The organism is Amycolatopsis sp. CA-126428, from assembly GCF_002904335.1.
In the GTDB taxonomy this organism is placed as follows: Bacteria; Actinomycetota; Actinomycetes; order Mycobacteriales; family Pseudonocardiaceae; genus Amycolatopsis.
The window spans coordinates 1-21,310 of sequence record NZ_PPHF01000040.1 but is presented as its reverse complement, the minus strand read 5'-3'; the positions used below and the strand labels follow the sequence as shown (position 1 = coordinate 21,310).

The following is a 21,310-nucleotide window of genomic DNA, read 5'->3' as shown; positions in this document are numbered from 1 at the left end:
CTCGGCCTTCAACTCCGGCGAATACCTTCGCTGTCTCCTGGCCATGAAACACTCCTCGGGATCCTCCAGCAGTCTACTTGGAAGACGTGTCCGGAACCTTCGGAGCACTTCAGCCAGCCCGACGGTGTCAACCAAAGTCTGGACAACCCGTCGGTTGACCTGCGGCTTACCGCCCCACAGTCCGGTCAATAGGCCGCGCCGCCCACGGCGACGTGGCGATCCTCAAGCACCGCCACCACAGCCAGACCCACCCGCTGCCACTACGCGACCTGCACACCGGCTCCGCGGTCGCATCGGCCCTCACTGAGCTGGACATCGAACACGTCCTGCGCCTGCTCGGACTCGGCGAACGACCTGAAGATCGTCGACGCCGTCTCCAGGTGGGATCCCCCGCCACGGCGCAAGATCGGGCTAGGTGACATCCCGGCACGCCTCTCGCGCTCCCGGTGGATCGGCGGTTCCGGGATGCCGGGCGTTCGGCCGTCGCGGTGTGACCGGACCGAGTGAACCAGGCCAGCGCCGGCGGTGCACAGCCACCTGTCCACAACACCGGCTCACTCCGCGGTTCCGGGGCGTTGTGCACCGCCGGCGCTCGGCCTGGTGAGCCGTGGCCGTCCACCCGCGAGCCCGCCACCCCGTGCGGCGGGCCCGCACCGGCCACGAAGAGAGGACACCGACCGTGTCGAAGGAAACCAGCACCTGGCTCAACACCAACGTCCTCATCGGATTCACCGACCAACGCGGCCACGCCTGGCACTACCGCGCCGACCACCAAGGAGCCGAACCGAACCACTATCCCGGCCCGATCCCCATCACCGAGGTCAAACGACGCCTGTTCGGCTGGAGCGCCGAGCCGGCCCGGGTGTTCGTCGAAGACCGGTTCGGGCTCCGCCTGGCCGAGCACCACTTGGGCGTCACCACCTCCGACACCGGCGACCTTCTCGCCATCCACACCGACGAGTACGGCATCCACCAGTACAGCACCTGGCTGCTGGACAACGTCGCCGCCCTGCTCGACGACGGCCTCGCCATCGGCTCCGCCGGACTGCTGCGCGAACGCAAACAAGCCTGGGTCAGCGTCGAAATCCCCGACAACATCACCACCCCCGAAGGCGTGCAGTTCCGGCCCAACCTGCTCGCGTGCTCAAGCCACGACGCCAGCCTCAAGACCCGCTACAAGCGCGTCGTCACCAACGTCGTCTGCGACAACACCATGAACCTCGGCCTGCGCGAAGACGGCCAGGAAGTCGCCGTCGTCCACAAGCGCAACAGCGCCCTGCAGCTGCTCTCCGCCCGTGAGGCCCTGCAGATCGTGCACACCGTCGCCGACGACTTCGCCGCTGAGGTCAAGAAACTGTGTCAGACCACGGTCACCGACCGCGCCTGGAAAGCCTTCCTGGACGCCCACACTCCGATTCCCGCCGAGCCGGGCCGGGGGCGCACCAACGCTGTCAATAAGCGCTCGGCGCTGACCCGGTTGTGGACCAGCGACAGTCGGGTCAGCCCGTGGAAGAACACCGGGTGGGGTGTGGTGCAGGCAGTCAACACCCACCTGAACCACGAGGCCGTCATCCGCGGTGCCGGCCGCGCCGAACGGAACATGACCCGGGTGATGACGGGTGAGCTGGGCAAGCACGACCGCGCCGCCGCCGCGACCTTGCACAAGGTCCTCGCCGCCGTCTGAACGCTACCCCGAGAACCACCCCGCACCGCACCGGCCCGCGCGGTGTACCAGTTCGATCACCTCTGGCAGGTGCGCGTCGACGGTCGGGCCGTCGGGACCGTCCGGCGCGTCACCGCTGGCGTGCTCGACCGCTACGAACCCCGCAACCTCGGCGGATCCGTGCTACGTCCAGACCTGCCCGACGTCAACCAGCCCCGCTACGACTCCGTCTACGCCCTCATCGCACGGACGGCCGATCGCGATCTCGCGGCCGACGCCGTGGCTCCCGGGCACCCGTGACCCCGCGGTGTCGTGCGGCCTCAATCACGCAACCAGGTCCCGCGACACCGGTCAAGGCCACTTCGACACATCGACGTCCGGCCGCAGGCACAGGGCCTTGACCGGTGCCACGACGGGACCTGGGTGACCGCGGTCGTCCGCACACCACCCCACGCGAGGCCACCTGAATGAACCGGGAATCCCCGAGCGGCACGCCTTCCCCCGGGCGAGCCGCTCCCGGTTCGGGGCTGGCCGGGTCAGCGCACGCGCCGCGCTGCCCGGCCAGCCCCCTTGCCTCACGACCTGCCGTCGGAGGTCCGAGCATGTCCCAACAAGCCAAACTGACCGCTACGGAGCGGGAAGTCCTCGACGACGTCGCCCGCGGCCTGAGCAACATCCAGATCGCGCTCAAGCAGTTTCGGTCACACGAGACCATCCGTACCCACGTGAAGAACATCCTCGCCAAACTGAAGGCCCGCAACCGCACGCACGCCGTCGCCATCGCCTACGACACCGCCATCCTCCAGTGCCCGCTACCGCACCTGCCGACGACGCAAGCGATACCGCGGCAGGTGTCGCCGCCAGGCCACGCCATGTGCGAACCCGGGCAGCCGGGTCGGGCGGCGTCCGCACCTGCTCGTCGCGGCGTCCGCGAACGGCGAGGGCCGCGATGACCGAGCCGGCACTGTTCTCGCTCGAGAACCAGCGCGGGAGCCGTCCACTCGACGTGGTGAATCCGAATAGGACAGTACAATCCCGTAGGCCGCCAGAGTCTCGTCGCCGTCGCATAACGGGTGTACAGTGGAATGAACCGGATCTTGGTGTGACCTCCCCATGCATCGAGTGGCATGAGGACGGTAGACACGATGACGCTGCTGCGACAGAACCGCGAACTGAAACGGCTCGGGATCTGGAACTGGTCCCTACCCGCCTTCGCCGGCAAGCTACCGGACGGCCGTAATTACAATGCCTGTCCCTCGGCCGGAATCTGTGCGCAAGTCTGCTACGCCCGCAACGGCACCTACCTGTTTCCCCAGGTGAAGGCACGCCATCAGGACAACTTGCGCTGGACCATGGACGATCTGCCCGACTGGCAGCACGCCATGCTGGATGAGCTGTCGCACAAGCGATTCATCGACGCGTGGGTGAGGATCCACGACAGCGGCGACTTCTACTCCCGCGCTTACCTCACGGCGTGGCTGGAGATCATGCGCGCTCGGCAGCGCACACGGTTTTACGCATACACCAAGGAAGTCGCCGCGTTTCGGGAGCTGGTTGAGCCGAGCCCGCCACGGAACTTCTGGTGGGTCTACTCATACGGTGGCACCCAAGACTCCACATTGGACCCCGACACGGACCGAGTCGCCGACGTCTTCCCCGACGAGCAGGCCATCGCCGATGCGGGCTGGCACTCCCAAGAGGCCTCCGACTTGCTGGCCGTACTCGGACCGGCACCGGTCGGGATCCCGGCGAACAACATCGCGCACTTCAAGGCCCGCCAGGCCGGGCGCCGGTGGAGCCGCTGGCAGGCCGGTGTCGAGGCCGCGCGCGCCGCTCGCCGCACCGGCACCCAGCCAGCCACAGCGGCCGGCGGCGACCGGTCGGGCGCGTCCGGAGACCCACAGTAGCGCCGCCCGGCGCCGCGGCGGCCGCCTGTTGCTCGGCAATGCGGCCCAGGTGCAGCGCCGCCGCGGCCCGGTCCGCGCTGCACCGGCTCCACGACGTGCCCCTCCGGGATGCCGAGCCGCCGCGACCGCGGCACCGGCTACCGGATCGGCACACCTCGCGATCGGAAGGAAACCCAGGAGATGTCGGACGACTTGATGCAGTATCTGCGTGCGATCGCGGAGGTTCTCGGCGAGCCGTGGCGCGCCGTCACGTCCCGCCGTGTCGGTGAGGACGCCGCGCTCATCGGCCCCGACGGCGGGTGGATCAGCGTGACCGTCTCCTACCGCGCGGAACGGACCCGCCTGGTGCTGGAAGCCTGGCTGGACTCCGCGCTCAGTCCCCATCAGCCCACCGGAATGGTCCGGCCATCGGTGACCGTGGCACGGGCCCGGCCCGCCGCCGCGGTCGGCAAAGACCTGGCCCGGCGGCTGATCCCGGACGTGGTCGAGCTGATCGATGCAGCCCGGGATCTGGCGCATCGGCGGGCGTGCGACGCCGCCGACCTTTCCGGTGTTCTCGCCGCGGTCGGGGCGGGGTTCGGCACCACCCCGGCGGCCGGGGCGAACACCGTGTCGGTCGGTGCCTACGGTCAGCCGCTGTTCGCGACCGCGCAGGTGCTGCAGCCGTTCTGGCGTGGCCGCCAGCGGCGGGTGCGGTTCAGCATCGACGCCACCGTCGAGAACGCGCTCGCCGTGGCCGCGCTCGTCGGTGAACGCGCCGCCGCCGACCACGCCACGCCCGACACCTGCCACTGACCTTCGGCGCAGCAGCCGCCACACGCCCCCGACTCCGGTCGCCCTACAGGCGCCGGAGTCCTTTCTTCTCCCTGGAAGGACAATGCCATGGAAGCCCTGACCCATGTGGTCACCCTCGACGACTCCCAGGCCCGGATCGTCGACATCCGCGCCGACCTCAGCGTCGGTGACGCCACGCTGCGCGTGCACGGCCTCAGCCCGACGGTCTCGCGCGAGACCCGCGACCGGGTGCGCGCGGCCATCCGCAACAGCGGCCTGTCGTGGCCCGAGGGCGTCGTGCACCTGACCGCCTCCACCGCGCACCCGCGCTCCGACGTCGACCTCGCCGCCGCGGCCGCAGCCCTGCTGGCCACCGAGGCAGCGCCGGCACGACGGCTGACCGCGACGGCACTGATCGGCGAACTCGGTCTCGACGGCACCGCCCGGCCGGTCCCCGACGTGCGGACGCGAGCGATCACGGCCGCCGCGGCCGGGTTCACCCACCGCGTCATGCCCGCCGCCGAAGCCTGCGACGTCCCCGGCCTCACCACCGTCGCCGTCTCCTGCCTGAACGACCTGGTCAACTGGCTGCGCGGCGGACTCACCCCGGCCCAGCGACCCGAATCGCGCGAAGGAGCATCGCCGACCGCGTCGTGGACTCCTGAAGCCTGGGCCCGGCTGTCGCCCACGGCGGTCCGGGCCGCCGCAGTCGCCGCAGCCGGCGGGCACCACACCCTGCACGTCGCGGCTCCCGGCACCCCGATCCTCCTGCTGCCGCGGTTGATCCGGGCGCTGATGGCCGACCTCACCGCGACTGAGTCGCGCGAGGTCAGCACGTGGCACTTCCTGGCCGGCGAACCTGCCCCTGACCGCAGCGAGCACCTCCGGCCACCCGGAGTTCCCCTGCTGCCCGACGACACGATCGCCGCGGTAGCCGGATCACTCAGCCGCCCGGGACTGCTGACCCTGGCCCACCGCGGCGTCCTGACCGTCGAGGACCTCCCCGATCTCTCTACCCGCCTCGTCGAGGTGCTGCGGCCGGCGCTGGAGCACGGCACGATCGGCATCACCGCCGCGGCAGGCACCGAAGCTCGCCCGGCCGGGGCGCGCATGGTGTTCACCGCCCGCGACTGCCTCTGCGGCAACGTCCGGACCGAGAAGTGCCGCTGCACCCCGGCGCAGCGTGCGCGCTACCTCGCCCGGATCCCGCAGTGGCTGCTCGACCGCGTCGACCTGTTCCTGCGGGAGGTCACTATCGCCGAGCCCGATCCGTCGCTGCCGTCCCTGGAATCGCTGCGGGACAGCGTCGCCCGAGCCCGGGAACGCGCGCGCTACCGGTGGGGTGCCCCACCGGAACCCGGCACCGAGATCGACTACACGAAAGCCATCGCCGGCCTTCCCGCCAACGCAGTACGGGAGCTGGAAGACGCAATCCGACACGGCCGGATCACTCCCCGGACCGCTGCGCGGTGCCTGCGGCTGGCCTGGACACGTGCCGACCTGGACGGCCGGGCGCACCCGGACATCGCCGACATCTGGCTGACACTCTCCCACCGCAGCGGAATGCTGAACCTGCTGCGGAATCCGGCTCCGAGGTGAGCAGAACCAAGAGATGAGCGGCACAAGAGCCCGATCGCGACAAGCCCGCCGCAGCAGGGCTAGGCAGGGAGGCTCGGACAGTGTTGCTGCGCTGAAAAGGCGGGTGCGGGTGTTCCGGTCGGGCCGACGCACTCTAGCGGAACCTGGCGTCAGCGGAAGCCCGCCCGATCACGATCTCTGCTCCCGGTTGTGCGGACGGGGGCGGGCTTGCCGCCGACGCGGGCGGCCCCGCTTGGGCGAGTGCGTCCCGACCGGGACGCCCGCACTCCGCTTCTCATCACCGCAACACGGTTATGGAGAAAGAAGGTGGTGCGGGGTTCGTGGCCGGTCACCGGATTCGTTCCCGGTGACAGGCCGGCCCGTGTGAAGGAGCACCTTCGTGACCAGCACGATGGACCTGCCGACCCAGCGCGACACCGACAACCTCACGACCACACCGGACACCGACCTCCCACCGTCCGACCTGGACGGTGCCGCCACCGTCGACACCACCGCCGACAACGACACGTGCTCGACCGACGTCGAGGACACCCCGCTCGAGGAGCTGTCCGACGAAGAACGCGCGGCGCTGCACGCGACGTGGGACGCCGAGATCGACACCATCGTCTGGACCGACCCGGACAAGGTGCTGCTGGCTGAGAACGTGCGCACCGACAACGCCGAAGCCGACGAGGACACCACGGCGAACTTCAAGACCCACGGCGTCAAGACCGCGGTCAACGGCTACCGCGACTACGACACCGGCACCATCGTGGTCACCGAAGGCCAGCGCCGCGTCCTCAACGCCCGCGAAGCCGGCTGCACGGTGCCGATCTGGATCAAGACCCCGCCGCCGGCCGACGAGCGCAAGGCCACCATCGAGCGCATCGTCAACCAGCTCATCGAGAACGACCCCGCCCTCCGCAAGCCCGTGACCCTGGCCGACACCGCCCGCGCCCTCAAGCAGCTCGCCGCGTTCAACCTCAAGCCCGCCGGGATCGCCCGCAAGCTCGCACTGGGCAAGCAGGGCAAGACCTACGTCGAGAACGTCCTGAGGGCCGGGCAGAGCGAGCTGGCGCTCAAGGCCACCGAACGCTACGACCTGGATCTGGCGCAGGCCGCGGTCATCGCCGAATTCGACGAAGCCGGCGACACCGACACGGCCAAGGAACTCATCCTCACCGCCCGTACGGCGCCGAACAACTTCGCCCAGCTCGCCGAGCGCAAGCGCACCGAACGCGCCGACCAGCAGCGACTCGCGGCCCTGACCGAGGACCTCACCGAGGAACTGACCACTGCGAACGTCACGATCTTCGACAACAGCCTGCCCGACGACGACGGGGACGCGCGCTCACTGGACCGGCTGCGCCCCACCCCCGAGGACGAGCCGCGCACCGAGCTGACCGCCGAGGACCACGCCTCCTGCCCGGGACACGGCGCCTGGATCGAGACCGACCACCACGACGAGCAGGGCAACCAGATCCCGGTGGCCGTCTACGGCTGCGCCGACTTCCTCGCCCACGGTCACGCCCTCAGCTACGCCCCGGCCGGCCGCGCGGACTTCACCCCCGCGCCCACCAGCACCGGCACATCCGTCGACCACGAGTCCTCCGACGGCGAGGACGCGGCCGAGCAGGCCGATGAGGTCGCGGCCGCGCGCGCCGCCCAGGCCGCCGCCGACCTCGAGCGCCGGAAGGCGGCGATCATCCGCAAGTGGGTGATCAAGAACAACAAGGACTGGGACGCCTCCGCGGCGCCGCGCCGGCAGTGGCTGGCCGAGCTGGTGCAGCGCAAGACCGCGCCGCAGGGCGCGCAGCTGTTCCTCGCGTTGCAGAAGGCGCACGGCGGCTACGAGCTGCGGCGCGCGTTCGAGCGCAACCACCCGCTGGCCATGACGCAGTTCGGCCTGCCGGACAGGGCCACGCTCGCTGACCTGACCGCCAAGGTCGCCAAGGCCCCCACCGCGGGGAAAGCCACCCTGTACGACCTGTTCCTCACCCTCTGCGCAATCGAGGCGGACCTGTCCCGCAACACCTCCCGCAACACCTGGCGCAGCCCGTGGGGCTCCGCCCAGGCGTACATGGCCGCGATCATCGGCTGGGGCTACCCCGCCTCCGATGTCGAGCGGAAGGTCGTCGAACCGGAAACCGAGCAGGAGGTCATCGCCGCGCAGCTCGGCGACCTCGCCACCGACCCCACCAGCGACCGCGGCACGACCGCCGAGGGTGACGAGGCCGACGGTGCCGAGGCCACGGGCAACGACGGTTTCGACCACACGGCGGTCGAGGACCCCGTCCACGACTCCACCGCCGGGGTCGACGGCATCAACCGCGCGGGCACGTACGACCCGAGCGACACGGAGACCGACCACCCCGACGACGGCACCGATCAGGAGCCAGTCGAACAGGACACCGAGGCCGAGACGGAACTGATCGGCGCCGCGATCTAGCCGCTCGGATCGTCGCCGCACCCGGTTCCTCGCCAGGGGCGGGCCCGCGCACTACAGCCGGGCCCGCCCCAGCTCCTGACCACCCCGTCGTCCTTGCCTCCCGCCGGGCTTGCCGCCAGCCCCGCGGGCGAACGGAGTTCCTTCGATGCATCCGCACCTTCCGCCGGTCTTCGACACCATCCACCGCACCAGCACCTACGCCGCCGGGCACCACCCCGTCTGGCCGCATGCCCCGCTGCCGCCCGGCCCGTGCTGGACCCACGCCACCTGCCGGTGCGGCTGGGCCGAGATCGCCGAATCCCACAGCGACGCCCGCGCCCTGGCCCGCCACCACCGCCGCTACGCCGCCGACCACCCCACCTACCTGTCCGGAACGGCGCTACGCATCGGTGGCCGCACCCACCAGGCCGACGCCACCGCTACCCACGTCTCTGTTACCGGCGCCCGCCACGGCTGGGCCGTCGCCGACGGCATCGGCGACCATCCGCTCGCCGCGCACGCCGCGGGCAGCGCGGCCGCCACCGCCGCCTACGTCGCCGCCGACCGCGGTGCCGTCGCCGGTCTGCTCGCCGCCACCGGCACCCTCGCCGCCGTCCACGACGGCGACACCGTCATGGTCGTCGCTGCCCCGCTCCCGCCCGAACGGGGCGGCGGGTGGGACATCGCGTGGGTAGGCGACTGCCGCGCCTACGAATACGACCCCGACGCGGACATCCTCACCCAGCTCACCGTCGACCACACCGAAGGACAACACCTACGCGACAGCCTCGCCGAGCACTACCGAGACCGGCCACAGGACCTCGAACAGCTGGCCGCCGCCCGGCGGGACAACGTCGTCACCAGCTCCGTCGCCACCGCCGACCACGACTCCCTCGGCCACATCACCACCACTGGGCCGCGCCACCGGTTGCTCCTCACCAGCGACGGCGTCCACAAACCCGTCCCGCACGCCTCCCTTGTCCGAGCGTGCCGCACCTTCAGCCACCCGGCTGCGTGCGCGAACCGGCTGACGCTCGCCGCCCGGTACCACGGCGGCACGGACAACGCCGCCGCCATGGTCATCGATCCCGTCGCGGCCCCGGTCGCGGCCGAGCTGGTGCCATGACCACCACGACAGCGCCCACGTCGGCGCTCGTCCCCGCCACCGGCGCACTGCTGGCAGCCGCGTTCGGGGCCGCCGGGCGCGGGTGGCCGGTGTTCCCGCTCGCCCCGCGCAGCAAGCGGCCCGCCATTCCCGACTGGCAGCAGCGAGCCACCTGCGATCCCGACCGCATCCGCCGCTGGTGGCGCCGCCACCCGAGGCACAACGTCGGCATCGCCTGCGGACCCGCGGGTCTGCTCGTGCTCGACCTCGACGCCGCCCACGAACCCATCCCTATCCACTGGGCCGGCCGCTGCATCACCCACGGCCGCGATGTTCTCGCCCTGCTCGCCCAGCAGACCGGGGAGCCCGACCCGGTTGACACGCTCACCGTCGCGACCCCCCGCGGCGGCGAACACCGGTACTTCTCCCGGCCGCCTGAGTCGCGGCTGCGCAGCACCGTCGGCGCCCGCGGCCGCGGGCTCGGCTGGCACGTCGACACCCGCGGACCCGGCGCGCTTGTCGCCGCCCCGGGCTCCCTCGCCGTCGTCCACGGCGTGCTGGTGCCCTATGCCGTCACCTGGGACATTCCGGTCGCGGTCCTGCCCGGCTGGCTCGCCACCGCCCTCACCCCACCACCTGCACCCCCACCGGCCGCACATCCGCCACCACCGCCGCTGCCGGCGACCAGCCGCCGCGTCAGCGCCTACGTCCAGGCCGCCGTCACCGCGGAGTGCCGCAACGTCGCCACCGCCACCGAAGGCCATCGCCACATCACCGTCTACGCCGCCGCAGCAGCACTCGGCGAACTGCACGGCAACGGCTGGATCACGGCCGCCGCGATCACCCACCACCTCACCGACGCCGCCCGCCACCACCTCGGCATCGCCGACTTCGACACCCGCGAACTGGCCACCACCATCCGCGACGGCATCGCCGCCGGCCGCGAAAACCCCCGCATCCTCACCGACCGCCCGGCACCCCGACCGCGACTCGCCATCCGCTGAGAAGGAGACCCTCGATGCCCGAAACCGCGCCATCAGATCCCGTCCCCCCCGGTACACAGGAGCTGGTCTGGCTCTGGCAGCGGCAACTGGACAGCACCGACCTGGAAAAGGCCCTCATTCCCGCCCACCTGATTCCGGCGGGCTGGCTGCCGATGCTTCAGCACCGCTACACCGAAGGCGACCGCGTCGACTTCGCTTGGGACGGGGTGCAACAGCCGGGCACGGTCGTGCAAGACCAGGGCATGTGCGTAGCCATCGCCGGCGAGCGCCCCGGCTCAGGGTTCACCATCCACAAGACCGACGTCCGCCCGCACGACGGCGAGCCCGCCGCACCGGTCGACCCGGTCATCGACTCGGCGATCGCACCGCATCCCAACCCTGTCATCCGCTGGGAAGGCCACACCGCGATCGCGTACTGGAACCTCGGCCGCCCAGCCTCCCACGGCTGGCTGCCCTGGGCGCGCCTGCGCATCGCCTTCCAGGCCGACATCGGGTTCGCCGCCACGCTGTCCAGCGTCGAAGAACGCGACCAGGCCGGCGAGCACCGCGAGCGCCAGCGGCCTCTCGACCCGGTCGTCGTCCAGCACCACCCGGCGCGCCGTCCCAGCCACCACGCCGTCCGCAGCTGCCTGCGCGACGCCATCGGCATCGTGATTTCCCAGGCCCGGCAACGGCAATCGGTGGTCTGCGTCCACTTCGTGCCGATCCTGGACGTGCCGCAGGAGAAGTAGCCAGCTGCCGACCTCGCCGGGACGCCGCGCGGCGCACCCGGTCACCAGAAAGCACGGCGCGGCCCGGACCTCGCCACGGAACCCGACCTCCCGGCTGGCGGTCGGCGGCCCGGGCCGCGCCGTGCATGCGAGGCCCCGTTCACCACCGGCGGCCTCGTCCGCCGGTGACCGACTGTTCACGGAGGTGCACATGACGGAGCCGACGATCCACGTTCCCGAGGGATACCGCCACACCCACCTGCGCGGCCTGTGGGCCCGCATCGGCTGCCGCGACTGCGGCGGCACCGGCGAATTCCTGGTCAGCGATCGTGACGACCCCATCGAGCCGTGGGATGGCGACGAGCCCGAACCGTGGTACCCACAGCCCTGCGACTGTCTCTGGGCACCGCCGCCGCACGAGCTACGCGCGTTCGACGCCGCGCAGACCCGCCCGTGGCATCACCGCGAGCGAATGCGCGCGGTGATCGACGCGATCGGCCCGCGCCACGTCGGCGGTACCTACTGGGACGGGTACTGGCATCGCCGGTACCTCGTCGAGACCGTCACCATCCGATTCCGCGACGGCGACCTGACCGAACCGGACTGGGCGATCACGATCCGCTGGGACAACTCGCAGCGCACCACCCACCGCACACCGTGGAATCCGCGCTACGACAGCACAACCCCACCAGCGCGGTCGCCCGGTGCAGCTCCCGCACCGCCGGAACTGCGCTACCCCGCCGCGGTCTCCTGTCGGCGATGCCGTTCCCGGTTCGCGCTCGTCCGCGCCGCCCACCACGCGTTCTGCGTCCACTGACCGGAGATTCCGATGCCACACCTTCTCTGCCCGACGTTCTCGGCCGCGCCGCCAGGCCCGCTTCCTCTCGCCGGCCCGCGGACGCTACAGCTGACAGCGGGCTTGGTGTCCTGCGCCGCCGCGACCAACCGGTCCGCTGGCACGGACGCGACAAGACGACCCGCGAGTACGTCCACCCCGGCCGCACCGTCATCGAAGTGCCGAACCGGCCCTGGCCGATCGGACGACCGGAGGACTGCGACGACCAGACCTCCACCGGGCTCTGGTTCGACGCCACCGGCACACCCCAGCCCGACCTTGACGACCGCACGGCATCCGACAGTGTCGCGCTGCTGTGCCGCCGATGCGGCCTGGACTGCACCTGACACCCGCGAAACGAGCGCCGTTACGTCCACTTGAGACACAGGCAGGTGACCCGATGCCCGACGACATCCCGCCGCACGGCCTCCCCGCCGACATTGTCCGCGTCGACGAAGGACTGGTGTGCGGTGACGACCAGCCCTACTTCCCGACGCGACTGGGCGAGCCGACGTTCGCGGCCGACGATGAAGACGGCCGCCGCTACTAAACCGTGACACCGCGGTTTCGTCGTGTCGTCACCGAGTGGATCGCCATCACCGTCGAAGCCACCTCCGACCATCTGCGCTTCCGCTGGGACGGCGACGACCTGATCGTCACCGACGACGACGCACTCCATGACGACACCGATCCGACAAGCGGTCCCGCCGTCGAGCGCCTCCGGCCCGACGCCGACGGCCTGTACGTCTTCGCGACCTGGTTGTGGCACGTACCCGACGTTGACCTCGATCGCCTCGAAGAGGACACCTGCGAGGCGTTGGCCCTTCTGGCACACGACGATCCACAGCCAGTCGACATCCTGATCCGCTACGTAACCGAAAACACCTACCCCGCAATCGATCCGCAGATGCTCCGGAATATCCGCGCCCGGCACCGGACGCTCGCGGATTCGACCACAGCACCCGCCGACGACACCGACTCCGAGGAGACCGATGATGAGTAGCGACTACGCCGGTATCCCCGCAGGATGCGACGTCACGCTGGCACGCCCGGGCGACGAGGCCGGCGTCGAACTGCTCGCCGACGGCGACTTCGCCCTCGTCCTGACCGATGACTGGAACGACACGTGATCACCGTCGAGGGCACCCCGGCCGAACTGCTCGACTTCGTGCGCCGGACCCAGCAGGTACTCGAAAAAGAGGGGGACCGCACCTCCCCGCCGCCGGCCGACTGACCGTAGCCGCGATCAGGCACGCCGGCAGGTGCGGACGACAGCCGCCAGCACAGCACACCCGGGCCCTCGGGCGCCGGCTCCCGCGCCAGGTCACGCGAGCTGACAGGCGCCCGAGGACCACGGGCGTGCTCCGGGAGGTCGGGTTCACCCGCACCCGACCTGGAGGCACGCCATGACCGCGACCACCGCCCAGAGCGCACCGCACGACGACGCCGAATCCGCCTACGCCCGGGCGTGCCGGTTGATCGAAACCGAACTCGGCGGCCACCGACTCGCGCCGGAACCCCAAACCTGGCTCGACGACCTCGCCCGCACCCGGCGGCACAAGACCGCGTTCATCTCCGCAGTCCGGAACACCTGCTTCCCCTCCGGGGTCGTGGAAGCCTGCCGGGTTGTCGAAGCCGTCTATCCCTACCTCGATCGCGACGGGCTCTGCACCGACGCGGCGCTCACCGCCGCCTGGAACATCCTCGAACCCGACGCCGGCACGTGGCCCGAGCAGCTGCAGGACGAGCGGCGCCGCTTCACCGATAAGTGCGTGACCCGCGCGCTCGCCGAGGCGAACACGGCGGTGGCCGACCATGCCTGAGAACCGGTTGTGGCTCACGGCCTACGACTGGAGCCGCTCCTATGTGCTGCCCGAGTCGGTCGTCTGCAACATCCCCCGCCGCGGCAGCCTCGGCAGCTACGGCGCGTGGAACGTCGCGCGCGGTGTCCTCGTCGAGCTGTGCCTCGCGCTGCCCGCAACGCCGGTCTCGCTGCTCTACGACGAGCCCGCGCAGCGCCGCAACTGCATGCGCGTCGCGATCCGGATCACCGCGCACGCCCGCCGTGCCGACGGGCAGGACGTGCGCGTGATCTACCGCAGCGAACGCACCGACGCCGAACCCTGGCCGGAGTTCTGGAGCGTCGCGGTCAACGGATTCATCCCCGCCTCCGGCCGGGACGTCCGACGGCCGTCACCGCCGTGGATCGCCCACATCGCCGCGCACACGCTGCGCCCCGAACTCGGCCGGTGACCTGCGGTCTCCAGTCGTCCGCGCCCTTGTTCCTTGCCGGAACGGGCGCTCGCGCGGCGCCCATCCGCCGTCGATTCCCCGGCGACGTCGCCGATCTACGAGCGGCCGGTCGGGCCACTGGGCAGCCGCCACGTCCTTCCCACCGGCCCCATTCGTCCACTGTAGTCAGCGAGGTTCCCTGATGCCCGAACCGATTTCCTTGACCGACGAGGGCCTCCTAGCCGCCCTCCCCGCCCTGATCGGGTTCGTCCCCACCGACTCCCTCGTGATCGTCGCCGCAGTCGTACACACCGACGGCACCGCCCGCCTGGGCCGAATCACCCGATTCGACCTCGACCTGGCCATGCGGCTGCCCCGCGTGATCGTCGCGGACCTCAACCGCGCGCTGGGCGACCAGCCGGTCCAGCGCCTCATCGGCGCCGTCGTCCACGACAACACCAGTGACACCAACGATCTGCCCTACCGGTCTCAGCTGCACGAACTCACCCACCGGCTGCACGAGGCCGGATTCCTCAACATCGAGCTCCTGCACGTGCCGGCCTTCACCGCCGGTGCTCCCTGGTCGTGCTACGACGTCGCCGACCACACCGGCACCCTGCCCGACCCCGCCATCTCCCCGGCCACCACCAATCGCGTACTCCACGGCGACCGCGTCTACGGCGACCGCGACGCCTTCCTCGCCCAATTCGTTCCCGCGCCTGCCGACATCCGCGACAGCATCGCAACCCTGGCCGACCCGATCGCCGAGGACGTCCAGGCCGAAGAACTCGCCGGCGACTTCCCCCGGCTGCGCCGGCGCCTGCAGCTGATCGATGATGCGGTCACCGCCGCCACCCACGGCCGGCTCCCCACCGACCAGCACGAGATCGCGGAACTGATCGCTGCCCTGTCCAGCTTTCTCCTGCGCGACATCCACCTCATCCAGGACAGCGAGCCGCGATGCGGGGCCGCCCAGGCGCTGTGGCTGCACCTGTGGCGACACGCCTCCGACCGATACGCGCCCACGATGACCGCCCTGACCGCCGTCACCGCATTCCTGCGCAAGGACAGCAGCGTCGCCGAGCTCATCATCCAGCGCGGTCCGCACCCCACGAAGCTCACCCGGCTGGTACACCGATGGATGCGCGTGAGCGTCGACTTCGCCGCTTTGCACACCGACATCGCAGACGTCGCACAGCAGTTGCGAGTCACTCTCACTACTCCCACCGAGAGCTGACACCTGTCCTCACCGCCGACGGGTTCATCCCAGCTCCCGCCACGCGAACGCTGCACGCCGAAGTCGGCCGCTGCTCTCCCCGGCCCGGTCCTCACTGACAGTCCGTGCTCGCTCTTCTCCGGAAGGACGATCGTCGATGCCGCTCACTCCCGCCAGCACCAGCGTCATAGTCGCCAGCATCCCGGCGCTGATCGGCTTCATGCCCGAGGACTCCCTGGTGCTGATCGCCACGCTCACAAAGGACGCCGGCTCGGCGAGCAGCGGGCCGCTCGCCCGAATCGACCTCGCCCACCTCGCCAACGATCCGGAAGGCTGCGCGCGGCACTTCAACCGGCAATGCGCCGATCTGCCCGTCCTCCGTGTGACCGGTGTCGTCGTCCGCAGTGTCGACGACGGCACCGCCGGCGACGACGCGCTGCCGCTGCGCGCCGACGTCGACAGCGTTATCGCGCAGCTGGCCGAGCACGGATTCGTCGACGTCGACGTCGTGTCCGTGCCGGACATCGCCGAAGGCGCGCGCTGGCGCTCCTACCGCGACACCGACCACACCGCTGTCCTGCCCGACCCCGCATCCACCGCGGCCGCGGCCGCCGCTGTGGCCGCAGGACACACGATCGCCGCCCGCCGCGACGACCTCGCGGCGCGATTCACTCCAGCCCCCGAGGCCCTCCGCGCACGGCTGCACCCCCGCATCGCCCACGCCGCCGAATCCGCCGCCATCGACGAATCCTGGCACCTGGCCGCACACGTCCGCCTGGCCCGCGCCGACGCCGCCATCCGCGCCGCCGCGCACGGTGAGCTGCCCGCCGATGATGCCGCCATCATCGATCTCGCCGCGACCTTCGCCGTACCGGCGTTCCGCGAAGCCCTACTTGCCGTTCCCGACGCCACGACGCACTTGGCCGCCGAGAATCTGGTTCTGCACCTGTGGCGCCACAGCTGCGACGCGATCGCCGCCCAGCTCGCCACCGCTATCGCGGTGTACGCCTACCTGCGTGGCGACGGAACCGTTGCGCGGATCGCGCTCGAGCACGCCGACGCCGAACAGCCCCTGGCGGGCCTGCTCTCGACCATGCTCAGCCACGCCGTCTCACCATCGAAGGTCCATCACGTGTTCCAGAACGCCAGCGCCGATGCCCGCCGCACGCTACTGAGCGAGCCCGCGACCGACCAGGCGTGACGCCCCCCTGCTCACTGTTCGCGCCGAGCGGGCCGCGCGGTCAGCGCGAGGGCATCGGCCAGCAGTCACCGGCCCACCGCCCGTGCGGAGTCGTCGTGGGTGCTGGCGTGACGGTGAGTCGGTGTCACCGGGCGGCGGCCTCGCCCGGCTCGCTGGGTCGTGGATCGCCCGAAGGTAAGCACACCCCGGCCGGGGGCTGTGCGCCCCCGAAGCCCGGCCCGATCCGCCCGGGTGAACCAGCCCCCTCACCCTGCCGAGCTCCGATGCCGGTCGCGCGCGAGCTGGTTCACGCGCGGGCGGATGAGCCGGGCCGGGGACGTCGCCTGACGGCGACCCCCGGCCATGGCGTGCTGAGGCTGCGCCGCGTTCCACACCCCAACGAGCACCAGGGAGACACACCATGGCCGGCGACACCACCATCACCATCATCGGCAACCTCACCGCCGACCCCGAACTCCGCTTCACCGAGGCCGGGACCCCGGTCGCGAACTTCACCGTCGCCTCCACCCCACGCACCTTCAACCGCGCCACCAGCGAATGGGAGGACGGCGAGGCACTGTTCATGCGCTGCACCATCTGGCAGCAGGCCGCCGAAAATGTCGCCGAGTCCCTGATCCGCGGCGCCCGCGTCGTCGTCCAGGGCCGCCTCAAGCAGCGCTCGTTCCAGACCAAGGAAGGCGACAAGCGCACCGTGATGGAGCTGACCGTCGACGAGATCGGCCCGTCGCTGCGCTACGCCACCACCACGGTCACCAAGAACGCGAAGAACGCCACCGCAAAGGCCAACTCGGACCGCGTCACCAGCACCCACACCGGCGCGGCCCCGGCCGACGACCCGTGGGGCCCGGCCGCCGAGCGCGACCTGGTCGGCGCGACCGCCGGCGGCGCGTTCAGCGACGAACCGCCCTTCTGATGAGAGCCGGTGTCCGGCCGGACCTTCCCCTCCGGCCGGACACCACCCCGAAGGCCGGGGCCAGCCTGACGGCTGGCCCCGGCCTTTCCCATGCCACACCACCGCACCCCGGAGGTCACCGTGCCCGCCGCCCCCAACACCACGCCGTCCACCCGATCCGATGCGCCGACGAACAGCCGTGTCGCGCCCGAACGGATACGCCGCGCCCTGGCCCCGAAATCACCCTTTGGGGTAGGAGAATCGCCCTACGCTCGGAACATGAGCAATCGTTACGGCGTCACGATCCCCGGGCTCGTCCTCGCCGGAGGCACCGGCTTTTACCTCGGCATCCAGCCCTTCGGCTACATCGGACTCCTCGTCACGCCCTTCACCGACCCCGCCGGCCTGCTCGCCCTGCCCGGCGCCGTCCTGTTCGGTGCGCTCATCGGGTGCGGCGTCGCCTACCTCAGCCGCAACCGCATCAAACCGAACCTCGCCCACCGCTACCGCCGCGGAGCCATCCTCGGCGCCGTCACCCTGCCCGGCTACCTGTTCATTGGGCACTTCCCCGGCGCCGAGGAAGGCGGCAATGCCAGCCAGTGGGCGTTCGGGATCGCGTTCTGCTGCGGCGTCGCCGCGATGATCGTCTACTACCAGCGCCGCAAGCGCGCCACCTTGGCCCGCCGAGCCCGGCGTCTCGCCCGGCAGCAGCCCGAGCAGCCGACCGCGACGCGCTGACCTGCCGACACCACACGAGGGGCGCTGGCACCTGACGGTGCCAGCGCCCCTCTTCTCGTGCCCGGCGTGCCCGGCCAATCAGTCCGCCGGAATATCCACCCCTGAATCTCGTTCGGATGGCTCGACCTGCTCGTTCGCGGGCGCCTCGGCAGCCCGCTCATCACCGAAAGTTGCCGCGTCCACTGCTTCCGCTCGGGTGGAGTCCGCGTCGCTCTTCTGGCCGTCGACGTCCGACGCGGCTGCAGCACTACGCGACAACGCGGTCACTGCCTTCGCCGAGATCCCAAGCAACGCCGCTGTCTCCGCCGCACCCACATCCGCCGCGCGGATCTCCGCGACCGACGTCGCCATCACCGCGCGCCACTCGCCGATCTCCATCTCCGCATCCGCGCGGACCTGCTCGGCCGCCCGCTCGAACTCCGCGACCTTCGCCGCGCGCTGGCGGTCCAGCTCGGCCAGCTTCCGCTCCAGCTGCGCGCCCAGCGCGCCGATGCGGTCCGCACGCCGGCGCTCCACCGCCTCGATCGCCGTCACTGCCTCCGCGAACGGGCCCAGCGCCGCATCAACACGTCGCTCGTTCTCGCGCTCGCGCTCCAGCTGCTCGGCACGGCGACGCCGCGCCGCCTCCAGCCGCTCCAGCGTCGCCGACGACCGACGCTTCCGCCCGGAACGTGTTGTGTGACGTTCAACCATGACGCACCTCCCGCACGGGGAGGGCTGCGGTTCTATCCACCAAGCTACCCGCGGCACCGGCGTCACCGCGGCACACCGGCGGGGCAGCGCTCGCACCGCCGACAAGGCGACCGACAGCGTCGACCGTGTTCACGACGACGGCCGGCGAGCGAGGAGAAGGGCGCGGTACCGCCGCAGCAGCCCCGAAGGGCCACGCCACCGAAGTGGCAAGCCGCAAAACTCGCGGCGGTCCGCTGACGCTCCGCCACAAGGCCCATACAAGCCCACGGAGCGCTGCCAGCAGCATACCCGCAGGCCAATTGCCTCACCGCACACCTGCGTCACACCGTTACAGCTGGTCAGGCGTTAGCTCCTAGCCCACATCGGTGGTGGGAACCTTCCGATGTTTCGTTGCGTCCGCGGGCGGTGGGTGGCCCCGAAATTGTATCGGTCGTCCCCCCAAATGCAAGGGCACCCCAAACTATTTTTGACCGAAAAGCGTGGTCAAAAATAGTTCGAGGCCCCACCCTTGCATTCGGGGCCCCTACTCCCTAGGTCAGGCGTTAAGGGCAGGCCGGGGGCCTGCCCTGGTTGCTTCGGGGCCACCCACCACCCACTCAGCACATGGTCAGCCCTACCGCGCCGACCAGCGCCACCAGCAGGCGCGAGGGCGCAGCCAACAAGCCACGTAGACGACGCACGGGCAACCCGAAAGCAAATGAGACTCGACGGCTCCACAAACCGCCAAAACACACCGAAATATGCGGCCGAAAAACCTATTTCGAGTGGAACTGACAGCGGGAACCAGGTAATATCGAAATTGCAAGGTGATTGGGACCGCAAACCCGAAAGCCTTCACAAATCCCATACCAGAGAGTTGGATATCATGGTTTCAACCGTTCACCCGAAGCACCGCCCGAACCTCACCCGCGCCGCAGAGGCGTTGCAGGCGCAGCCGCCGCGTGTCCGGTCCGCGCTCAAAGAGTTGCGGAAGGTGTTCACCGACAGCGGGGAGAACCCGCCCGCGATCCTCGCCGCGTGCGCCATCCTGCTCAACACCGACGCCGCGCTCAGTGGCGACGTCCTCGCCGCCGTGCGCACCGCCCACGCCGAGTGGGACAGCTACGGCGACACAGAGCGCGAGCTGTTCCACCGGTGCGTCTGGTCCAGCGAGACCCGCCGGGCCGTCGCCGTGACCGAGGTCAACGACGTGACGGTGATGCTGCGCGAGGCACCGCCGCGTGTCGCCGACGCGCTCAACGGGCTCCGGTGGCTCAACGCCCAAACCCAGCACGCCCACCAGGCCGTGTTCACAGTGTGCGGGACGCTGTTGAAGAACCCCAGCGCCGACCACCCCGCCATCGTCGAAGCCATCCAGACCGCCCACCAGTTGTGGCCCAGTCTCGCCGACGACCTGCGCACCCTGGTCATGACGTGCGTGTACGCGAGCAAGGCACGCGCCGCCCACGCCCGCGCCCGCACCGCCGCCCGGCAGCAGGCCAACGAAGCCGAGTCCGGCGACATCCACCGGTGCGGCAACTGTGACGGCAACCTCGCCGGGCTCCCAGAGATGCGCTACTGCTCCGATACCTGCCGCAAGGACGCCGAGAGCGCCGAGCGCCCCATGCCCGGCGAGCACACCGCTACCGAGGAACCGGCCATCGCGCCCGAGGTCACCAAAGCCGCGCCGGTACCCGGGCCCGCCGCCGAGGCGACGCCTAAGACCACGGCCAAGCTCAAGAACACGGCGAAGGCCGAACACGAGCCGATCGAGAAGAAGGCGGGCGGCCGCTACGTCGTCGGCGAAGTCGAAGCCCAGTATGACGAGCGGTGGCGGCAGATTCAGCAGGCGATCCCGACCGCCGGGTTCGTCCGCAAGGATGAGCGCGGCGTGGACCTCTACGAGCAGGAGCGGCAGCGTCACGCCGACCTTGACGACAGCAGCGACGCGGCGCGCGACCTGACCGGCTACACGCTGTCCGATGAGGATTACGAGTGGCTTGCTCTGCTCCCGGTTGCGCCGGGTGGGTTGTGCGCGGCGTGCAACATCGAACGCACCCCCGCCGAGCAGCGCACGCAGACCGGTGACCGCCGGTGCGAGATGTGCCGGGACCGCGACATGCCGCCGCTGATCACGTTCGCGCCGTTCCGCGAACTCGCCGCCGTCGCCTGACCACTCACTCGCCAGCGGGGGCACCCGAACCCGGGTGCCCCCGCCCACCCAGGCCAGGAGCCGCCACCGTGCGCACCTTCCAGGACTTCCTTACCGACCTCGACCGCGAGCTAGTACTACAGGGCTAGATCTCTAGCATCTGCAGTTGGAGGCGTCGGCGGAAGTGGTGTCTTCGCGCGCTT

Annotated in this window: 23 protein-coding genes; 22 read left to right on the top strand and 1 reads right to left on the bottom strand. The window is 70.6% G+C overall.

The window, feature by feature from the left end:
• Nucleotides 1–679 precede the first annotated feature (679 nt).
• The 21 genes from C2L58_RS12375 (at nucleotide 680) to C2L58_RS12290 (ending at nucleotide 18,283) form a co-directional block, all read left to right on the top strand.
• Nucleotides 680–1,684 (top strand): DUF932 domain-containing protein, encoded by a 1,005-nt coding sequence (locus C2L58_RS12375; RefSeq protein WP_103337716.1) that lies wholly within the window; start codon nucleotides 680–682, stop codon nucleotides 1,682–1,684.
• 69 nt (nucleotides 1,685–1,753) lie between these two features.
• Nucleotides 1,754–1,963, top strand: coding sequence for a hypothetical protein (locus C2L58_RS12370; RefSeq protein WP_146073575.1), 210 nt, complete (start codon nucleotides 1,754–1,756; stop codon nucleotides 1,961–1,963).
• Between the two features lie 302 nt (nucleotides 1,964–2,265).
• Complete coding sequence (locus tag C2L58_RS12365) at nucleotides 2,266–2,616, top strand: helix-turn-helix domain-containing protein (RefSeq protein ID WP_199191233.1); 351 nt, start codon at nucleotides 2,266–2,268, stop codon at nucleotides 2,614–2,616.
• A gap of 192 nt (nucleotides 2,617–2,808) precedes the next feature.
• Nucleotides 2,809–3,570, top strand: coding sequence for a GP88 family protein (locus C2L58_RS12360; protein ID WP_233225683.1), 762 nt, complete (start codon nucleotides 2,809–2,811; stop codon nucleotides 3,568–3,570).
• A 180-nt stretch (nucleotides 3,571–3,750) separates the two neighbouring features.
• On the top strand, nucleotides 3,751–4,365 hold the full coding sequence (locus C2L58_RS12355; RefSeq protein WP_146073574.1) for a hypothetical protein: 615 nt from the start codon (nucleotides 3,751–3,753) through the stop codon (nucleotides 4,363–4,365).
• A gap of 87 nt (nucleotides 4,366–4,452) precedes the next feature.
• On the top strand, nucleotides 4,453–5,943 hold the full coding sequence (locus C2L58_RS12350) for an ATP-binding protein (protein WP_103337712.1): 1,491 nt from the start codon (nucleotides 4,453–4,455) through the stop codon (nucleotides 5,941–5,943).
• Nucleotides 5,944–6,322: 379 nt separating this feature from the next.
• Nucleotides 6,323–8,371 (top strand): ParB/RepB/Spo0J family partition protein, encoded by a 2,049-nt coding sequence (locus tag C2L58_RS12345; RefSeq protein WP_103337711.1) that lies wholly within the window; start codon nucleotides 6,323–6,325, stop codon nucleotides 8,369–8,371.
• Between the two features lie 145 nt (nucleotides 8,372–8,516).
• A complete protein-coding gene (locus C2L58_RS12340; protein ID WP_103337710.1) occupies nucleotides 8,517–9,476 on the top strand; it encodes a PP2C family protein-serine/threonine phosphatase in 960 nt (319 codons plus the stop codon).
• Nucleotides 9,473–10,459, top strand: coding sequence for a bifunctional DNA primase/polymerase (locus C2L58_RS12335; protein ID WP_103337709.1), 987 nt, complete (start codon nucleotides 9,473–9,475; stop codon nucleotides 10,457–10,459). The genes C2L58_RS12340 and C2L58_RS12335 overlap by 4 nt, the downstream gene beginning before the upstream one ends.
• Before the next feature lie 14 nt (nucleotides 10,460–10,473).
• A complete protein-coding gene (locus C2L58_RS12330) occupies nucleotides 10,474–11,190 on the top strand; it encodes a hypothetical protein (protein ID WP_103337708.1) in 717 nt (238 codons plus the stop codon).
• A gap of 190 nt (nucleotides 11,191–11,380) precedes the next feature.
• On the top strand, nucleotides 11,381–11,986 hold the full coding sequence (locus C2L58_RS12325; protein ID WP_103337707.1) for a hypothetical protein: 606 nt from the start codon (nucleotides 11,381–11,383) through the stop codon (nucleotides 11,984–11,986).
• A gap of 197 nt (nucleotides 11,987–12,183) precedes the next feature.
• The gene (locus C2L58_RS49205) at nucleotides 12,184–12,351 is read left to right on the top strand and encodes a hypothetical protein (protein WP_158264107.1); all 168 of its coding nucleotides are present in this window, start codon (nucleotides 12,184–12,186) and stop codon (nucleotides 12,349–12,351) included.
• A gap of 53 nt (nucleotides 12,352–12,404) precedes the next feature.
• Nucleotides 12,405–12,554 (top strand): hypothetical protein, encoded by a 150-nt coding sequence (locus tag C2L58_RS49200; RefSeq protein ID WP_158264106.1) that lies wholly within the window; start codon nucleotides 12,405–12,407, stop codon nucleotides 12,552–12,554.
• 3 nt (nucleotides 12,555–12,557) lie between these two features.
• Nucleotides 12,558–13,007, top strand: a complete 450-nt coding sequence (locus tag C2L58_RS12320; protein WP_103337706.1) for a hypothetical protein — start codon at nucleotides 12,558–12,560, stop codon at nucleotides 13,005–13,007.
• Entirely contained in the window at nucleotides 13,000–13,134 is a 135-nt protein-coding gene (locus C2L58_RS51280; protein ID WP_255410527.1) for a hypothetical protein, read from the top strand. The genes C2L58_RS12320 and C2L58_RS51280 overlap by 8 nt, the downstream gene beginning before the upstream one ends.
• A 276-nt stretch (nucleotides 13,135–13,410) precedes the next feature.
• On the top strand, nucleotides 13,411–13,827 hold the full coding sequence (locus tag C2L58_RS12315) for a hypothetical protein (protein ID WP_103337705.1): 417 nt from the start codon (nucleotides 13,411–13,413) through the stop codon (nucleotides 13,825–13,827).
• Nucleotides 13,820–14,257, top strand: coding sequence for a hypothetical protein (locus tag C2L58_RS12310; RefSeq protein WP_103337704.1), 438 nt, complete (start codon nucleotides 13,820–13,822; stop codon nucleotides 14,255–14,257). The genes C2L58_RS12315 and C2L58_RS12310 overlap by 8 nt, the downstream gene beginning before the upstream one ends.
• A 181-nt stretch (nucleotides 14,258–14,438) precedes the next feature.
• On the top strand, nucleotides 14,439–15,473 hold the full coding sequence (locus C2L58_RS12305) for a DUF4192 domain-containing protein (RefSeq protein WP_103337703.1): 1,035 nt from the start codon (nucleotides 14,439–14,441) through the stop codon (nucleotides 15,471–15,473).
• 136 nt (nucleotides 15,474–15,609) lie between these two features.
• Entirely contained in the window at nucleotides 15,610–16,653 is a 1,044-nt protein-coding gene (locus C2L58_RS12300; protein WP_103337702.1) for a DUF4192 domain-containing protein, read from the top strand.
• 400 nt (nucleotides 16,654–17,053) lie between these two features.
• Nucleotides 17,054–17,566: a single-stranded DNA-binding protein gene (locus C2L58_RS12295; protein ID WP_103337701.1), complete on the top strand. Its 513-nt coding sequence runs from the start codon at nucleotides 17,054–17,056 to the stop codon at nucleotides 17,564–17,566.
• A gap of 258 nt (nucleotides 17,567–17,824) precedes the next feature.
• Nucleotides 17,825–18,283 (top strand): hypothetical protein, encoded by a 459-nt coding sequence (locus tag C2L58_RS12290; RefSeq protein ID WP_103337700.1) that lies wholly within the window; start codon nucleotides 17,825–17,827, stop codon nucleotides 18,281–18,283.
• 78 nt (nucleotides 18,284–18,361) lie between these two features.
• On the opposite strand, the gene C2L58_RS12285 is transcribed toward C2L58_RS12290, so the two are convergent.
• Entirely contained in the window at nucleotides 18,362–18,976 is a 615-nt protein-coding gene (locus C2L58_RS12285) for a hypothetical protein (protein ID WP_103337699.1), read from the bottom strand.
• Between the two features lie 697 nt (nucleotides 18,977–19,673).
• Between C2L58_RS12285 and C2L58_RS12280 the strand changes: the two genes are divergently transcribed.
• Nucleotides 19,674–21,128 carry a hypothetical protein gene (locus tag C2L58_RS12280; RefSeq protein WP_146073573.1) on the top strand — a complete coding sequence of 485 codons (1,455 nt, stop codon included), beginning with the start codon at nucleotides 19,674–19,676 and terminating at the stop codon, nucleotides 21,126–21,128.
• Nucleotides 21,129–21,310 lie beyond the last annotated feature (182 nt).

Coding starts and splice junctions, on each gene's coding strand:
- C2L58_RS12365 (WP_199191233.1), top strand. CDS start 2,266: ATGTCCCAACAAGCCAAACTGACCGCTACGGAGCGGGAAGTCCTCGAC.
- C2L58_RS12360 (WP_233225683.1), top strand. CDS start 2,809: ATGACGCTGCTGCGACAGAACCGCGAACTGAAACGGCTCGGGATCTGG.
- C2L58_RS12355 (WP_146073574.1), top strand. CDS start 3,751: ATGTCGGACGACTTGATGCAGTATCTGCGTGCGATCGCGGAGGTTCTC.
- C2L58_RS12350 (WP_103337712.1), top strand. CDS start 4,453: ATGGAAGCCCTGACCCATGTGGTCACCCTCGACGACTCCCAGGCCCGG.
- C2L58_RS12340 (WP_103337710.1), top strand. CDS start 8,517: ATGCATCCGCACCTTCCGCCGGTCTTCGACACCATCCACCGCACCAGC.
- C2L58_RS12335 (WP_103337709.1), top strand. CDS start 9,473: ATGACCACCACGACAGCGCCCACGTCGGCGCTCGTCCCCGCCACCGGC.
- C2L58_RS12330 (WP_103337708.1), top strand. CDS start 10,474: ATGCCCGAAACCGCGCCATCAGATCCCGTCCCCCCCGGTACACAGGAG.
- C2L58_RS12325 (WP_103337707.1), top strand. CDS start 11,381: ATGACGGAGCCGACGATCCACGTTCCCGAGGGATACCGCCACACCCAC.
- C2L58_RS49200 (WP_158264106.1), top strand. CDS start 12,405: ATGCCCGACGACATCCCGCCGCACGGCCTCCCCGCCGACATTGTCCGC.
- C2L58_RS51280 (WP_255410527.1), top strand. CDS start 13,000: ATGAGTAGCGACTACGCCGGTATCCCCGCAGGATGCGACGTCACGCTG.
- C2L58_RS12315 (WP_103337705.1), top strand. CDS start 13,411: ATGACCGCGACCACCGCCCAGAGCGCACCGCACGACGACGCCGAATCC.
- C2L58_RS12310 (WP_103337704.1), top strand. CDS start 13,820: ATGCCTGAGAACCGGTTGTGGCTCACGGCCTACGACTGGAGCCGCTCC.
- C2L58_RS12305 (WP_103337703.1), top strand. CDS start 14,439: ATGCCCGAACCGATTTCCTTGACCGACGAGGGCCTCCTAGCCGCCCTC.
- C2L58_RS12300 (WP_103337702.1), top strand. CDS start 15,610: ATGCCGCTCACTCCCGCCAGCACCAGCGTCATAGTCGCCAGCATCCCG.
- C2L58_RS12295 (WP_103337701.1), top strand. CDS start 17,054: ATGGCCGGCGACACCACCATCACCATCATCGGCAACCTCACCGCCGAC.
- C2L58_RS12290 (WP_103337700.1), top strand. CDS start 17,825: ATGAGCAATCGTTACGGCGTCACGATCCCCGGGCTCGTCCTCGCCGGA.
- C2L58_RS12285 (WP_103337699.1), bottom strand. CDS start 18,976: ATGGTTGAACGTCACACAACACGTTCCGGGCGGAAGCGTCGGTCGTCG.
- C2L58_RS12280 (WP_146073573.1), top strand. CDS start 19,674: ATGAGACTCGACGGCTCCACAAACCGCCAAAACACACCGAAATATGCG.